The following is a 15,741-nucleotide window of genomic DNA, read 5'->3' on the forward strand; positions in this document are numbered from 1 at the left end:
GTTACCGGAATGGTAATTTACAATAGAATTGAACGCTATGCGGATGCTAGAAATTCTATGAAAATAAGTATTGCAGAGTCAATGCTTATGAATATTCCTACATTTTATTCTTGTAATCACGTCAATGCAAATTTGCGTCTGTTTCCACCAGAAGCGGCTCGTCATTCGACATCAGCGCGGCGATCCACGCAGCGGAAGGGGCTGCCGCGCAATAGACGATGACGGCGATCAGGATCGGAACGCCAATGAATGCGCCAGCAATGCCCCACATGAAACTCCAAAAGAACACCGCGAATATGACCGCGAAGGGCGAGATCGACAGCGATGCACCGGCCAGCCGGGGTTCAAGATAACTGCCGATCACGAACTGGATGACATTGAGGCTGAGAAACACCACCAGGGCAAATTGCCAGGAGTCGAACTGGACGATGGCGAACAGTGTTGGCAAGGTCGTCGCAAAGAGCGGCCCCAGCACCGGAATATAGTTGAAGGAAAAGGCGATTGCGCCCCAGGCGGTCGCCAGTTCCAGACCTGCACCCAGCGCAAACAACCAGACAATCAGGCCAGTGAGAACGCTGGCAAATGTGCGCACCAGCATATAGCGCCGCAGCTTGGCGCCGATGATGCGGTTGCAGAGCAGGATGGTCTTGCCATAGGGCTGGGCGCGGGGGGAGGTGAGGCGCTTGTTGAAGTCGTCCACTTCCAAAAGGCCCAGCATGAGGAAGATGAAGACGAGAAGCAGGAAGCCGGCAAAGCTGTTCAGCCGTCCCGCCATGCCCTGCATGAAACGAACCGCCCACAGAACATCGAAACGGTCAGCCAATGGCCCGACGAGCGCAATGCCATGCTCCTCAAGCCAGCCGGTCCAGCTGAGATAAATCGCCTGCAAGCGATCAGCATTGATGAAGAACCATTGTCCGAGTTTGCTGACGCCCCAGACCAGCGATGATCCGACGACGATCATCACGGCCATGGAGACCACCAGCGTTATCAGCAGGGCAAGGCCGCGCGGCATATAGCGCTGCAGAACAGACTGGCACGGCCAGACCATGGCGATGATGAACAGCGAAAAGACGAGCGGCGCGAAAACCGACTGCGCCACATACATCAGGGCAAGGACCAGTATGGCTGGTACGATGGCACCGAACGTCCGCGTGCCTCCCGTCATTCGCACGAAACCTCGCCTAGTAGTCCACAGCGTCGCGAATGATGGGGCAGGTCATGCAATGGCCGCCGCCACGACCGCGCCCAAGTTCCGCGCCAGTGATGGTGATGACTTCAATGCCCTGTTTGCGCAGCAGCGTGTTGGCATAGGTGTTGCGGTCATAGGCAAAGACGACGCCGGGCGAGGCGCAGACAAGGTTTGCGCCGCTATCCCATTGGGTGCGTTCACGCATGTAATCATTGCCGCCGGTTTCGACGACGCGCATCTTCTTCAGGCCCAGCGCATCGCGCACCGTATCGACGAAGCTGCCCTTGTCCTTGTGCAGTTCGACGCCACCCTTGCCATCAGGCCGATAGGAAAAGGCATCGATCCCATCGACGATATCCGGATAAATCAGCACGCAATCGCGGTCGGCGAAGGTGAAAACCGTATCGAGATGCATGGCAGCGCGCAGTTTTGGCATAGCGGCGACGATGACACGTTCGGCTCCACCCTTGGCGAACAGGGCTTGCGCGACCTGACTGATCGCCTGCCTGGAGGTGCGCTCGCTCATGCCGATCAGCACATTGCCCTTGCCGATGGGCATCACATCGCCCCCTTCCAGGGTGGCGAGGCCCCAATCCTTTGTCGGGTCGCCCCACCAGACATTGACCTTGCCCGCAAAGTCGGGATGGAACTTGTAGATCGAAGACGTCAGGATCGTTTCTTCATGGCGCGCTGGCCAATAGAGCGAGTTCAGCGTCACGCCGCCATAAATCCAGCAGGTGGTGTCGCGGGTATAGAGAGTATTGGGCAGCGGCGGCAGCAGATATTCATTGGCCCCGGCGGCATCGCGGATCAGCGCCAGTTGTTCGCCGCCGATATCCTCCGGAAATTCCGTCGTGGACAGGCCGCCGATCAGCGTTTCAGCAAGCTCGCGGTTTGACAGGCCTTCGAGATAGGAACGCACTTCATCGATCAGCCCAAGCCCGATCTGGTTGGGCACGATCTGATGATCGAGAATCCAAGCCTTGGCTTCCGGCACAGCCAGCGTCTCGGCGAGGAGATTATGCATTTCCAGAACTTCGATGCCGCGGTCGCGCATCTTGGTCATGAAGTCGAAATGGTCGCGCTTGGCGTTATCGACCCACATGACATCATCGAACAACAGGTCGTCGCAATTGCTGGGCGTCAGGCGCTGGTGCGCGCGTCCCGGTGCGCAGACAAGCACCTTGCGCAATTGACCGACTTCAGAATGTACACCAAGCGGAGTGTCGTTTGTCATGGTGCTTGAACCTCCCTACGCGTGATTATTCGCCGAACATTCAATGGGTGATGAGGCCGGTCAGCAGACCGTAGAAACCGATCAAACCGGCAATCACGGTGATGGCAAAGATGACCAGTTCCACCGTGGTGAAGAGCTGCACCTTCTGTTCCCGCCTTGCCCAGAAATAAAGGATCGTGCCGGGCACGAAGAGCACGGCCACCAGCAGCACATATTTCAGCCCGGCGGCGATGAACATGAAGATGGTGTAGATGGCGGCAATCCAGGCAAAAACCTGATCGCGCCCGCGTCCGCGCGCATCGGCCTCATAACCTTCGCCGCGACGGGTCACCAAAATGCCGTAGCCCGCCACAAGCAGATAAGGCAAAAGCGACGTCACGCTCGTCATGTCCAGCATGAAGTTGAAGGCGTCCCGTGACCAGTAGGTCGAGATGACGAACAGCGAGACGACGATATTGGTCAGCCACAATGCATTGGCTGGAACCCGGTTGTTGTTTTGCGCCGCGAACAGTTTCGGCATGTCGTCCGATTTTGCGGCGGCAAACAAAACTTCGGCGCAGATAAGCGACCATGCAAGATAGGCGCCGAGAACGGAAACCAGCACGCCGATGGAAATGAACACCGCGCCCCAATGGCCAGCCACCACTTCGAGGACGCTGGCGAGCGAGGGTTGCTGAACGGCAGCGATTGCCGATTGCGGCATCACGGCATAGGGCAGCAGCGTGACTGCAACCATCAGGCCCAGCACGCCGACAAAGCCGAGAATGGTTGCCGTGCCCACATCGGAGCGCTTCTTGGCGAAGCGGGAATAAACGCTGGCGCCTTCGATGCCGATAAACACGAAGACCGTGATCAGCATCGTGTCTCGCACCTGCGCGATCAGCGGCTTGGCAGGCATGTCCGGGCCGCCGAAGAAGTTTTCGGCAAACTGATCGTAATTGAATGCGAAGATCAAAATGAGAATGAAGACGATGATCGGCACGATCTTGGCCACGGTGACGATCGTGTTAATGAAAGTCGCCTGTTCCACACCACGCAGGATCATCATGTGAAACGACCAGATTCCGATCAGCGAGACGACGATGGCGGGCACGCTGCTGCCATCGCCGAAGATATCGGGGAAGAAGCGTCCGAGCGTGGAGCCGATCAGCACCCAGTAAAACACGTTGCCGAGGCAACTGCCGAGCCAATAGCCGAAAGCCGAAAGGAACCCCATATAGTTTCCGAAACCGGCTTTGGCATAAGCAAAGACGCCGGAGTCGATATCGGGTTTCTTCTCGGCTAGCACCTGAAAGACGCGCGCCAGCATATACATGCCGGTGCCAGCGATCAGCCAGGCGATGATTGCCCCAAAGGGACCTGTGGCCGCACCAAAACGACCGGGCAGGTTGAAGATACCTGCGCCGACCATCGATCCCACAACCATGGCGGTGAGCGCGAGAAGCGGAAGTTTCTGATTGTCGCCTGACGCCATAGTCCCCTCTCATTACAAAACGAATAAGAATAGATACGAAAGCAGTTCTGGGCAGAATATCGGGTCGTCTGATCTAGATCGGTTTCACTGAGGTTTGAAACCTTGCAAACACACTAGTTTTTGGTGTTCAACTACATCTTATCCGACAGCCGCCAGTCACTTTTCACGATGCGCTCTGTACGACAGTTGGCTAAGATGCTCCCTCTCTATTGGTGGCTCCGAAGCTAATGCATGTCAAATGATAAGTAAACGGGCAAGATGACTGTAGCAGTTGCCAATAAGGCATATGTTTCAATTCGATACAGTCAGATTTATATATGCATAGGCGCGAAAAAGGGTTCGTCAAGACCAGTATCCAGAAATAAATTTTCCAGAACGGATCTCCGAATCTGCGGGATGGGAACCGGTTAGCGGCGCTCAACCATTTGCGATTTGGCGATGACCTTCACGACCCAGTCGGCAAAAACGCGCAGCCGGTTGCTGAGATGCCGGTTGGGCGGGTAAACCAGATAGATCGGCATCGGGTCGATCTCCCAGTCTTCGAGAACGGGCCTCAAGGTGCCTTTTTCCAGATCGTCCCGGACCATGAACAAAGGCGCCTGCGCGACCCCCAGACCGGCGCGTACCGCCGCCAGATAGGTGGTCGCTTCATTGGCGGCCACGACATAGCGCCCGTTGACTTCGATTTCCTCGGTGCCACGCCTGAACTGAAATGGCATTTGCTGCCCTGTGGACGGACGGAAATAGCCGACCGCATAGGTGCCGTTGGCAAGATCCGACGGGTGCCGCGGCGTGGAACAGCGATCCAGATATTCGGCGGAAGCGCAGGCGATGGAATGCATGTCGCCGATCCGTCGGGCGATCAGCGACTGGTCGGTCAATTCGCCAATCCGAATGGCGCAATCCACATTTTCCGCCACGTAATCGACCGGGCGATCCGATACGCCGAGATCGATCTGGATATCGGGATAGCGCTGGTGAAACTCGATCAGGGCTGGAATGACGATCAAATTGGCGACGGCGCTTGCCATTTCCACACGCAGGCGGCCTTTGGGCAAGGTCTGTGCGCTGGACAGGCTGCCGTCGAGTTCCTGCAGATCGGCCAGCAATCGCGCCGCGCGCTCATAGTAAAGTGCGCCGTCCGGTGTTACGAGAACACGACGGGTGGTGCGATTGAGGAGTTTTGCGCCCAGATGGGCTTCCAATCCCTGAATGAGATTGCTGATGGTTGCCTTGGGCATGCCGAGTGACGCGGAGGCGCGCGTAAAGTTTCCGGTTTCGACAACCCGGAGAAAGGCGCGCATGGCCGAAAGTTGGTCCATTGATCAATAACCGTCATTGTTCGAGATTTTGGATAGTGTAACCAATCTAGGGGGACTATTCCAGATAATAGACAATGCTAATATCTGACCATGGCGGTTTGCCGCTAGACATGAAAGCTAAGAAAGATGTGCGAGAAGTTTACGGTTGAAACAATGCAGGCTGGCAATTGCACCTGCACGGCACGCATTTATCGCGGCGCCAAATTGCTTTCACCGCCGCCTGTGGTGCTGCATCTCCATGGTGGGGCTTTCTCGACAGATTGTCCAGATACCTGCGAGGGTGTTGCCGAAGCTCTTGCCGATGCGGGAGCAGTGGTGGTCTCGCCGGAATATTCGTCGGCCTGTCTCAACCCGTTCCCGGCGGCGCTTGAGGTGGCCTATGCCATTCTGACTTCGATGCGTGCGCGTTGCCCGGAATTTGCACACAAGAAGTCGATGCTGTTCGTCGCCGGTGAAGAGGCGGGCGGTAATATCGCAGCCGGTTTGGCGCTTATGGCGCGAGATCAGAATCTGACGGATCTCAAAGGTCAGATATTGCTTTCGCCCATGCTCGACCCGTGCCTTGCGACGGCGTCTTTCCGCAAATACTGCCCGGAAAGTGCGGTGCAGGCCATGTCGGATGGCTGGCAGCATTATCTGGGTCAGTGCGGAGGGTTCACTCACCCCTACGCTGCGCCTGCGCTGTGTACGCGTCTTGCCGGTCTGGTGCCGACACTGCTCGTTACCAGTGCCGAATGTCCGATGCGCGACGAGACCCAGTCCTATGCCGAGCGGCTGCGTCAGGCAGGCGTCAAGGTTCAGTCCCATGTCCTGCCGGGTCAGGCTGGCTGGATACCGGAAAGTAACGTGGCGGACCGTGAGTGGTCGCCACAGAAAGAAGCTCTTGTCGGCCTGTTTTCGGATTTCTTCCAGCGGGCCGGTGCGAAAGCAATAGCAGCATAACGTCAGTTCGAAAGTCCTCCCAAGCTTTCATTTGACGATCAGAATGTAGCCGGCCCTGACCGGCAAGGAGATACAACATGACGTCGATCATTGGACGCCGGGCCCTGTGGGGCGCCGGCCTGAGTATCCTATTGTCTGCAGCTGGCGGTGGTGCCATTCTTTTTGGCGTTCCGCATCTGAAGGCGGATGCGGCGACGGATATTTCCGCGCCGCCTCCCGCGGTGCCGGTTTCGGTTGCCAAGGCGGAATCGCGCCGCATCTCGACCTGGGAAGAGTTTTCGGGTCGCCTTGAGGCAATCGAGCGCGTCGAAATTCGCCCGCGTGTCGGCGGAGCCATCCTGAAAGCGCATTTCCGTGAGGGCGCGCTGGTCAAACAGGGCGACTTGCTGGTCACCATTGATCCGGAGCCCTATGCGGCAGCGGTTGAAAAAGCCAGGGCGCAGGTTTCCGCCGAGGAAGCGCGTGTCGCGCTGGCCAAGACGGAACTGGATCGCGGTCGCCAGCTTGTAACCTCACGTACGCTCGCCCAGAGCGGTCTGGACCAGCGGTCAAGCGCCTTTGACGAAGCGCAGGCAAGCTTGCGGTCGGCCAAGGCGGCGTTGCGTTCGGCTGAACTCGATCTTCAATATACGGAAGTGCGCGCACCGATCTCCGGTCGCGTCGGGCGGCTGGAGGTGACAGCCGGTAATCTGGTTGCCGCAAGCTCCGCTTCGCCGGTGCTGACCACGCTCGTTTCGGTCGATCCGATCTATGCAAGCTTCAGCGCCAATGAAGAGGTTGTCACCAAGGCGCTTGCCAAGCTTGCCGCATCGCCGGGCGGCAGCGCCATCGAACGTATTCCCGTCCAGATCGGGACAGCTGCCGATGATGGCACGCCGATTTCCGGCCATATCCAGCTGATCAACAATGAAGTGGATGCCACCACGGGCACGATCCGCGTGCGCGCATCCATCGACAATCCGGATGGCAAGCTCATTCCCGGCCAGTTTGTGCGCATTCGCTTCGGCGAACCGGAACCGGGTGAAAAGCTGGTGGTGAGCGACCGCGCCATTGCCTCCGATCAGGACAAGAAATTCGTCTTCGTCGTGGGTGCGGACAACAAGGTTGAATACCGGCAGGTGGTGCTCGGTCGCAATTATGACGGCTTGCGCATTGTCGAAAGCGGCCTGAAGGCTGGCGAGAACATCGTCGTCAACGGCCTGCAGCGTATTCGTCCGGGCGTGGTCGTCGCACCGCAACCCGTAACCGAAACACTTGCCAAGAATTAACTGAAACGGCGCGTCTGACGACGCGCGCTAAACGCAAAAGCTCAGCCTATCCAATCCGCGAGAACGCATGTTTTCGCGGAACGGGAGAGTTTTCGCTCATCCGCCTAAAGGGGGATAAACAGATGAACTTTTCACGCTTCTTCGTAGACCGACCAGTCTTCGCTGGCGTTCTGTCGGTTTTGATCTTCGTGGCCGGTCTGATCGGCATGACAGGTCTGCCGATTTCGGAATATCCGGAAGTGGTGCCGCCGCAAATCGTGGTCCGCGCGCAATATCCGGGCGCCAATCCCGCCGTGATTTCCGAAACTGTCGCGACACCGCTGGAAGAACAGATCAACGGTGTTGAAGGCATGCTCTATATGCAGAGCCAGGCGACAGCCGACGGTGTCATGACATTGACCGTCACCTTCGCGCTTGGCACCGATCCCGATCAGGCGCAGCAGCTTGTGCAGAACCGCATCTCGCAGGCTGAGCCGCGCCTGCCGGAAGAGGTGCGGACCCTTGGCGTCACCACCGCCAAAAGCTCGCCCGACCTGACGCTGGTGGTTCACCTCATCTCGCCCGATGGCCGGTATGACGTGAATTATCTGCGCAACTATGCCGTTTTGAACGTCAAGGATCGTATCGCCCGTATTCCGGGTGTCGGTCAGGTGCAGATATTCGGCGGCGGCGACTATTCCATGCGCGTGTGGATTGATCCGCAAAAGGCGGCCGAGCGCGGACTGTCGGCCAGCGATATCGCAAACGCAATCCGGCAGCAAAACGTACAGGCCGCCGCTGGCGTGATCGGTGCTTCTCCGTCTGTTTCCGGTCTTGATCTCCAGCTTTCCGTCAACGCGCAAGGCCGCCTTCAGACACCCGAAGATTTCGCCAATATCGTCGTGAAATCGGGCAATGAAGGCGAAATCACCCGCCTCGGCGACGTTGCCCGTGTCGAGATGGGCGCCGCCGATTATTCGTTGCGCTCGCTGCTCGACAACAAGCAGGCGGTTGGTATGGGCGTGTTTCAGGCGCCGGGTTCCAACGCTTTGCAGATTTCGGAAAATGTTCACGCGGCCATGGCCGATTTGAAGAAGACCATGCCGGAAGGCGTGGATTTCGACATCGTCTATGATACGACCCAGTTCGTGAAGGCCTCGATTGAATCCGTCATTCACACCCTGCTGGAAGCCATCGTTCTGGTGGTGATCGTGGTCATCCTGTTTTTGCAGACATGGCGCGCGTCGATCATTCCACTGGTTGCGGTACCCGTTTCCATCGTGGGTACGTTTGCGGTCATGTATGTGTTCGGCTTCTCCATCAACGCTCTCAGCCTGTTCGGTCTGGTGCTGGCCATCGGTATCGTCGTCGATGACGCCATCGTGGTGGTTGAAAATGTCGAACGCAACATTGAACAGGGACTGTCGCCCGTCGAAGCGACCTATCGCGCCATGCAGGAAGTGTCCGGCCCGATCATCGCGATTGCGCTGGTACTGGTTGCGGTGTTTGTGCCACTGGCTTTCATTACCGGCCTTACCGGCCAGTTCTATCGCCAGTTTGCGCTGACCATCGCCATCTCGACGGTGATCTCGGCCTTCAACTCGCTGACCTTGTCGCCTGCTTTGGCGGCGCTGCTGCTGCGTGGCCATGATGCGCCTAAGGATCGTCTGACCCGCATCATGGACAAGGCGTTCGGCTGGTTCTTCCGTGGCTTCAACCGCTTCTTCGGTGCAAGCTCGAATGCCTATGGTCGCGGCGTGGGCGCAATTCTCTCGCGCAAATCGCTGGTGATGGGCCTTTATGTCGTGTTGCTCGGCGTCACCTTCGTTCTGTTCCGCGCGGTGCCCGGCGGCTTCGTTCCGGCACAGGACAAGCAATATCTGATCGGCTTCGCGCAATTGCCGGATGCGGCAACACTCGACCGTTCGGAAGATGTCATCCGCCGCATGACGGATATCGCGCTTAACCAGCCGGGCGTTGCCAATGCCATTGCCTTCCCGGGCCTTTCGATCAATGGTTTCACCAACTCATCGAATTCCGGCATTGTCTTCGTCACGCTGAAGCCGTTCGAGGAACGCAAGACGCCCGACCTGTCGGCTGGCGCTATCACCATGCAGCTGAACCAGAAGTTCGGCTCCATTCAAGATGCGTTCATTGCCATGTTCCCGCCGCCGCCCGTGCAGGGTCTGGGAACCACCGGTGGCTTCAAGCTGCAGCTTGAAGATCGCAACGGTCTTGGCTTCCGCGCGTTGGACGATGCCACCAAGGCGTTTCTCGCCAAGGCCTATCAGACACCTGAACTGGCCGGTCTCTATTCGAGCTACCAGATCAACGTGCCGCAGCTTTATGCCGATCTGGATCGTGTGAAGGCGCGCCAGCTGGGTGTGGCGGTGACTGATGTGTTTGAAACCCTGCAGATCTATCTGGGTTCGCTCTATGTCAACGACTTCAACGCGTTCGGACGCACCTACAGCGTGCGCATTCAGGCCGATGCGAATTATCGCAGCCATGCCGAAGATATCGGCAAGCTGAAGGTTCGTTCGCAGTCGGGCGAAATGATCCCGCTGTCGGCGCTGATGAAAGTGGAGCAGACCGTGGGTGCGGAACGCGCCATCCGGTATAACGGCTTCCTGTCTGCCGATATCAACGGCAATCCGGCCCCCGGCTTCTCGTCCGGTCAGGCGCAGGCGGCCATCGAGCGGATTGCGCAGGAAACCTTGCCTGCGGGCATCGCCTTCGAGTGGACCGATCTGACCTACCAGCAGATTCTGGCTGGCAATTCAGGCTTCCTCGTCTTCCCGCTGGCGCTGCTGCTCGTCTATCTGGTGCTGGCCGCGCAATATGAAAGCCTTGCTCTGCCCCTGTCGATCATCATGATTGTTCCAATGGGTATCATGGCTGCGCTCACCGGCGTCTGGCTGACGGGAGGCGACAACAATGTCTTCACCCAGATTGGCTTGATAGTCCTTGTGGGGCTATCGGCGAAGAACGCGATCCTGATCGTGGAATTTGCCCGCGAGCTGGAGCTTTCCGGTCGAAGTGTGGTGCAGGCCGCCGTCGAGGCCAGCCGGTTGCGTCTGCGCCCGATCCTGATGACCTCCATGGCCTTCATCATGGGTGTGGTGCCGCTGGTCACATCCACGGGTGCCGGTGCGGAAATGCGCTCCGCAATGGGTATCGCGGTCTTCGCGGGCATGATCGGCGTGACGGCCTTCGGCATCTTCATGACGCCGGTATTTTATGTGCTGATCCGAAAGCTGAGCGGCGAACGCCCGCTCAAGCATTCGGGGGCAAAGATCGAAGCACCGCATCTGGTGCCAGGCGAGTGATCGGAGCCGACAGAAAGATAAAAGGGCCGGAGCAATCCGGCCCTTTTCATACGGGTTATTGATTATCGCTGAAGGCGCGAATGATTGCGTCTTTCGAGCTGCCATTGGCGATAAGCGCCGCGAGCAAAATGCGCGCTTGACCGGGACGAAGTGTGCGGGCAGGGATCGCCCCTGCCGCCGCAAGATCGTATCCGCCGCCACCACCGCCATAGCTTGGCGTCAGCAGACCTTCCGGAACGCGGCTCGATACCACGACCGGGATGCCCCTTTCGGTGCAAAGCTTGACGGCTTCGACAATTGCCGGCGTCGCATTGCCGGAGCCAAGTGCCGCCAGAACGATGCCACGCGCGCCCGCCGCGATGCTTGCCGCGATATGGGTAGCATCGCAGCCGGGATCAATGGCAACCGTATCGACGCGGCTATCATCAAGCGGTGACGGCAGCTTCACATCCGGCAGCGCAGCTAGCATGCGTGTTGGATGAAACGCATCAGCACTGTCGCTGCTGGCCTTATAAACACCCCATGCAGGCAAAACCCGCCCGCCAAAAGCGATCAGCACGCCGCGCGCGGCATTGGCCGGATCCGTGGCAAGCCTGACCGCATCAGCCAGATTGGCAGGGCCATCGGCATGGGGACTATCCGCTGTAAACTGCGCACCGGTAAAGATAACCGGCTTTGCAAGCCGGTGCTGAAGCTGCACCAAAAGCGCGGTTTCCTCCATGGAGTCGGTGCCATGCAGGACGACAACGCCGTTGATGTCGGGTTTCTCCATCGCTTCGCCGACTGCATTGCTGATATGCTGCATGTCGGCCAACGTGAGCAGCGAGGAATCCTTCTCCATCAGGTTGATGGGGCGCAGATCGGCCTTGAGATCCGGCAATAGCGCAAGTAGGTCTCCGCCGGATAAGGTCGGCGTGCTCGCGCCATTTTCACCGCGTTTGCTTGCAATGGTGCCCCCGGTGGCGATGACCGCCACCACAGGCTTGATCGGCGATGTGTTCACGTTTCCCCTCGCTTGCTTAGTGTGCTTGCATCTATAGCACGTTATGTAGCAAGTCGATGGATACGGTCGCGCATCAGATACCATCCGATGATGAGGAGGGGGATGATGATCAGCAGCGAGGCGATGGTCATGGTTCCAACCGGATAATCGAACGCCATCAGCACCAGCACGCCAAGCAGGAAAGCAAGCGTCAGGATACCCGTATAGGGCGCGCCGAACATCTTGAAATCAGGCCGTTCGATTTCGCCGCGCCGCGCCAGATACCAGAGCTTCAGCTGGCAGAGAACGATGACGCCCCATGCGGTGATGATGCCGAGCGCGGAGAGATTGAGGGCAATTTCGAAGGCGTCCGAAGGCACGATGGCATTGAGAACGACGCCTATCACTGTCACGACGGCGGTGACCGCGATGCCGATAAAGGGAACGCCGTTCTTGTTCATCTTGGCGAGTGCGGCAGGCGCGGAGCCTGAAACAGCCATGGAGTGCAGAATGCGGCCTGTCGAATAGAGACCAGCATTAAGCGATGAGAGAACCGCCGTCAGTACCACGAGGTTCATGATGATATCCGCACCTTCGAAGCCAATCTTGCTGAAGAAGGTGACGAACGGGCTTTCACCGGCGGAATAGGCCGTATAGGGCAGCAGCAGCGAAAGCAGCAGAACCGAACCGACATAGAAGACGAGCAGGCGGAAGACCACGGTGCGGATTGCGCCGGGCATCACCTTGCGCGGGTCTTCGGTTTCGCCAGCCGTTGTGCCGATCAGTTCGATGGAGGCATAAGCGAAGACGACGCCCTGTATGATCACGAAGGCCGGTAATATGCCGTTCGGAAAGAAGCCGCCGCTATCGGAAATGATGCTGAAACCAGCGGCATGGCCGTCAATCGGCGTGCCAGAAACCACGAAATAAATGCCGACCGCCAGGAATATGACCAGCGACAGCACCTTGACGACACTGAACCAGAATTCCATCTCGCCGAAGACTTTCACCGACATCATGTTCATCGCAAGCACGATGAACAGGGCAGCCAGCGCAAACATCCACTGGTCGACCCCTTGCAGCCAGGGAACATAGTGCTTGAAGAAATTCATATAGAGCGCAACGGCAGTGACATCGGCCACCGAGGTCATCGCCCAGTTCATCCAGTACATCCAGCCAGCCGCAAAGGCCAGTTTCTCGCCGTAGAACTCGCGAGCATAGGAGACGAACGACCCCGAACTTGGCCGATGCATGATCAATTCGCCCAATGCGCGTAAAACTAGAAAGGCAAAGAAGCCGCAAAGCGCATAGACGAAAACGAGGGCAGGCCCCGCCTGCGCGAGGCGTCCGCCTGCGCCGAGGAAAAGTCCGGTGCCAATCGCCCCGCCGATGGCGATCATCTGGATTTGCCGCGGCTTCAGTGCCTTGTGGTAGCCGTTGTCTTCTTCGATAAATATTTCTCGTTCTATCGGCTTGGCCCCCAGACCGACCTTCACTGTATCAATCGACATTGCTCCTCCCGGGTAAGCGCTTTGCAAGCGCGTTTTCGATAGGGCCATTTCACAGCTTGAATCGCTAATTACAGCGCGCCGTTGGCCGTTCAATAGGGGTGTTACGTCACCCAATTATGAGGGTAATCTGTTAAGCTGTATGACAGATTAGGAGGTCTGTTAACGCATATTGAAATTAACGCGTCAAGTCACCGACAAGACCGGACCGGGCCACTTGAGGCTCTTCGCTTTCTCTTGGAAGCATTTATTGTTTTGAAAATAAGACGTTAGCTTTCAGCTTCCGTTCGCAGCAATTTTACCCGGCTCCCAAGATTGTCCCGGTGACAATTGTCCACAGGCACCGGCGAACTCGAAAGTGAGAGCGAATTCTGGCTTCTCCGCAGGAAACGTTTAAGCGGCGCTGTTTCCCGTGATGGCATTCACCGCAGTTTTGACCTTGCTCAGATGCGCTTCCATGGCAGCGCGGGCGTCGGCTTCCGAACCGGCTGCGATGGCGTCGACGATCCGGCGGTGTTCGATATTGGAGGCTTCGCGGCGACCTGCCATGAGATTGATGAGCTCGGATTGCTGGATGAGCGCATTGCGCGCATCGGCGACGATCTTGGCGAAAAGCGTATTGCCGGAGGCAACGGCTATGGCGCTGTGAAACTCGGAATCGAGCAGCTCCCACTTATGTGGATCGGTCTGCCGGTCCAGCCTGTCGCAAAGACCCAGCAGATGGGCGAGCTGCTCTTCGCTACGACGAAGAGCAGCCCAGCCTGCCGCCGGAATTTCGATAAACGGGCGCGCTTCAATCAGGTCGCGCGCGGAATAGCCATCATAGCTCAGTTCCGCTGCGGGCGTTGCGTTCAATACATAGGTGCCGCTGCCAGTGCGGGTTTGTGTGAGGCCGAGCGTTTGCAGCGAGCGGAGAGCCTCGCGCACGATGGGACGGCTGACACCGAACCGGTCCGCCAGTCGCGCTTCCGAGGGGAGGCGCGTGCCGACCTGAAGGCGACCGGATATGATCGCCGACCGTATGTCGTCGAACACGACTTCGGCGGCGTTCTTCCGGTTGACCGGATGTGTTTCCGATAGCCAGTCGGCCAATTCGCTCATGCCCCAGCCTCCATTCATTGTCATGCAACTGTCAAGCCGCTGTCAGTTGCATGACAATTCACCTGCTAGGCAATTTGCGAGGCATTTTCAATCCCGACGGGCGAAACGCGCGGCTGCGAGCGATGCGGCAAAGGCGATGGCCAGCATGGCGAAGGTGAATTCTGTCACCGCGCTCCAGCCACCGGCGATCCAGAAGATACCGCCTGCGGAACCTGCAATGCTGGAGCCGAGATAATAGGCCAAGAGGTAAAGCGATGATGCGTGACCCTTGGTATGAAGCGCCAGCCTTCCGACCAGAGCGCTGGCGACCGAGTGGCTGACGAAGAAGCCGACGGTCAGGAACACGATGCCGGTGATGATGACAGGCAAAGGCGCAAACAGGGTCAGCAACACGCCAGTCGCTTCAAGGCCGAGGCCGATGGGGAGAACGATGAAGTGCCCAAGCCTGTCGCCCATGCGACCCGCGATCCAGGATGCGGCAATGCCGAAAAGATAGACCGAGAAAATGGCGCCGAGTGCCGTCTGGCTCAGACTGTAAGGTGCGGCGACTAGACGGAAACCGATATAGTTATAGATCGTCACGAATGATCCCATGACGAGGAAGCCGATGGCGAACAGCAGCGGCAGGGCCGGATTGCGAATATGGCCAACCCAGGCGCTAAGGTGAAACCGCGCATTCAGTCCCGGACGCGGGGTGAAATTCTGCGAAGCGGGCAGAAGCATCAGAAAGCCGATGGCTGCGGCAAGGCCGAGCAGCCCCATGCCCGCAAGGCCAACGCGCCAGGAGAAGAATTCAGCCAGCGTTCCCGTGATGACACGGCCCGCCATGCCGCCAAAGGCGTTGCCGGCGATATAGAGGCCCATGGATGCACCAAGGCCGCGCGGGTCGATTTCTTCGGCAAGATAGGTCATGGCGACCGCCGGGACGCCGCCCAGCAGCAGGCCCTGCAAGGCGCGCAGTGCCAAAAGCATGTGCCAGTCCGGAACCAGTGCAGCGGCGATGGTGCAAAGCGCGGAGCCGAGCAGGGAGGCGAACATCAGCGAGCGGCGGCCAAAACGTTCGGAAACGATGGCCGCAAAGAAAATCGCAAAGGCGAGAAAACCGGTTGAAACGGAAAGCGACAGCGAGCTTGCCGCAGGCGTGATGTTGAAATCATGCGCGAAGAGCGGCATCAAAGGCTGCACGCAATAGAGAAGCGAGAAGGTTGCAAAGCCTGACAGGAAGAGCGCGACACTGGCATTGCGAAACGCGGGCGTACCCTTGACCAGATAATGCTTTTCTTCCGGTGCCGCTCCGGATGGTGTCGGCGCGGTGACCAGCTTGAGTGTGCTGTCTGCTGTTCTGACGCTATCGAGACTGCGTTCTTGGACGCGGGACATGACTTTGCCTTTTCAAAACCTCCCGAG

Annotated in this window: 11 protein-coding genes; 3 read left to right on the forward strand and 8 right to left on the reverse strand. The window is 58.1% G+C overall.

Features of this window, described 5'->3' with window-relative positions; all coding sequences use genetic code 11:
- Window positions 1–121: 121 nt before the first annotated feature.
- The 4 genes from HWD97_RS02250 to HWD97_RS02265 all read right to left on the reverse strand — a co-directional run bounded on the left by HWD97_RS02250 (window position 122) and on the right by HWD97_RS02265 (window position 5,225).
- Complete coding sequence (locus HWD97_RS02250) at window positions 122–1,168, reverse strand: AI-2E family transporter (RefSeq protein ID WP_109366883.1); 1,047 nt, start codon at window positions 1,166–1,168, stop codon at window positions 122–124.
- Between the two features lie 16 nt (window positions 1,169–1,184).
- Entirely contained in the window at window positions 1,185–2,429 is a 1,245-nt protein-coding gene (arcA, locus tag HWD97_RS02255; RefSeq protein WP_109366884.1) for an arginine deiminase, read from the reverse strand.
- A gap of 40 nt (window positions 2,430–2,469) precedes the next feature.
- On the reverse strand, window positions 2,470–3,903 hold the full coding sequence (locus HWD97_RS02260; RefSeq protein WP_121538440.1) for a basic amino acid/polyamine antiporter: 1,434 nt from the start codon (window positions 3,901–3,903) through the stop codon (window positions 2,470–2,472).
- A gap of 407 nt (window positions 3,904–4,310) precedes the next feature.
- A complete protein-coding gene (locus tag HWD97_RS02265) occupies window positions 4,311–5,225 on the reverse strand; it encodes a LysR family transcriptional regulator (RefSeq protein ID WP_109366886.1) in 915 nt (304 codons plus the stop codon).
- A gap of 126 nt (window positions 5,226–5,351) precedes the next feature.
- On the opposite strand from HWD97_RS02265, the gene HWD97_RS02270 reads away from it, so the two are divergent.
- The 3 genes from HWD97_RS02270 to HWD97_RS02280 all read left to right on the forward strand — a co-directional run bounded on the left by HWD97_RS02270 (window position 5,352) and on the right by HWD97_RS02280 (window position 10,743).
- A complete protein-coding gene (locus tag HWD97_RS02270) occupies window positions 5,352–6,167 on the forward strand; it encodes an alpha/beta hydrolase (protein WP_109366887.1) in 816 nt (271 codons plus the stop codon).
- Between the two features lie 77 nt (window positions 6,168–6,244).
- Window positions 6,245–7,435: an efflux RND transporter periplasmic adaptor subunit gene (locus HWD97_RS02275; RefSeq protein WP_109366888.1), complete on the forward strand. Its 1,191-nt coding sequence runs from the start codon at window positions 6,245–6,247 to the stop codon at window positions 7,433–7,435.
- Between the two features lie 122 nt (window positions 7,436–7,557).
- Entirely contained in the window at window positions 7,558–10,743 is a 3,186-nt protein-coding gene (locus HWD97_RS02280) for an efflux RND transporter permease subunit (RefSeq protein WP_109366889.1), read from the forward strand.
- A gap of 55 nt (window positions 10,744–10,798) precedes the next feature.
- Here the strand turns inward: HWD97_RS02280 and HWD97_RS02285 are convergent, their stop codons facing one another.
- From HWD97_RS02285 to HWD97_RS02300, 4 genes are all read right to left on the reverse strand, one after another.
- The gene (locus HWD97_RS02285) at window positions 10,799–11,746 is read right to left on the reverse strand and encodes an asparaginase (RefSeq protein ID WP_167836089.1); all 948 of its coding nucleotides are present in this window, start codon (window positions 11,744–11,746) and stop codon (window positions 10,799–10,801) included.
- A gap of 41 nt (window positions 11,747–11,787) precedes the next feature.
- Window positions 11,788–13,236 (reverse strand): amino acid permease, encoded by a 1,449-nt coding sequence (locus tag HWD97_RS02290; protein ID WP_109366891.1) that lies wholly within the window; start codon window positions 13,234–13,236, stop codon window positions 11,788–11,790.
- Between the two features lie 390 nt (window positions 13,237–13,626).
- Window positions 13,627–14,334 carry a FadR/GntR family transcriptional regulator gene (locus tag HWD97_RS02295; protein WP_109366892.1) on the reverse strand — a complete coding sequence of 236 codons (708 nt, stop codon included), beginning with the start codon at window positions 14,332–14,334 and terminating at the stop codon, window positions 13,627–13,629.
- A gap of 87 nt (window positions 14,335–14,421) precedes the next feature.
- Window positions 14,422–15,714 carry an MFS transporter gene (locus HWD97_RS02300; protein WP_121538446.1) on the reverse strand — a complete coding sequence of 431 codons (1,293 nt, stop codon included), beginning with the start codon at window positions 15,712–15,714 and terminating at the stop codon, window positions 14,422–14,424.
- Window positions 15,715–15,741: the final 27 nt, after the last annotated feature.

The sequence above is a fragment of the Ochrobactrum sp. C6C9 genome (genome assembly GCF_022627935.1).
Taxonomy (GTDB): domain Bacteria; phylum Pseudomonadota; class Alphaproteobacteria; order Rhizobiales; family Rhizobiaceae; genus Brucella; species Brucella teleogrylli.

What these genes read in the sequence shown, in the direction of transcription:
- HWD97_RS02275 (WP_109366888.1), top strand. Translation starts at nt 6,245, where the DNA reads ATGACGTCGATCATTGGACGCCGGGCCCTGTGGGGCGCCGGCCTGAGT.
- HWD97_RS02280 (WP_109366889.1), top strand. Translation starts at nt 7,558, where the DNA reads ATGAACTTTTCACGCTTCTTCGTAGACCGACCAGTCTTCGCTGGCGTT.
- HWD97_RS02250 (WP_109366883.1), bottom strand. Translation starts at nt 1,168, where the DNA reads ATGACGGGAGGCACGCGGACGTTCGGTGCCATCGTACCAGCCATACTG.
- HWD97_RS02295 (WP_109366892.1), bottom strand. Translation starts at nt 14,334, where the DNA reads ATGAGCGAATTGGCCGACTGGCTATCGGAAACACATCCGGTCAACCGG.
- HWD97_RS02300 (WP_121538446.1), bottom strand. Translation starts at nt 15,714, where the DNA reads ATGTCCCGCGTCCAAGAACGCAGTCTCGATAGCGTCAGAACAGCAGAC.
- HWD97_RS02260 (WP_121538440.1), bottom strand. Translation starts at nt 3,903, where the DNA reads ATGGCGTCAGGCGACAATCAGAAACTTCCGCTTCTCGCGCTCACCGCC.
- arcA (WP_109366884.1), bottom strand. Translation starts at nt 2,429, where the DNA reads ATGACAAACGACACTCCGCTTGGTGTACATTCTGAAGTCGGTCAATTG.
- HWD97_RS02290 (WP_109366891.1), bottom strand. Translation starts at nt 13,236, where the DNA reads ATGTCGATTGATACAGTGAAGGTCGGTCTGGGGGCCAAGCCGATAGAA.
- HWD97_RS02265 (WP_109366886.1), bottom strand. Translation starts at nt 5,225, where the DNA reads ATGGACCAACTTTCGGCCATGCGCGCCTTTCTCCGGGTTGTCGAAACC.
- HWD97_RS02270 (WP_109366887.1), top strand. Translation starts at nt 5,352, where the DNA reads ATGTGCGAGAAGTTTACGGTTGAAACAATGCAGGCTGGCAATTGCACC.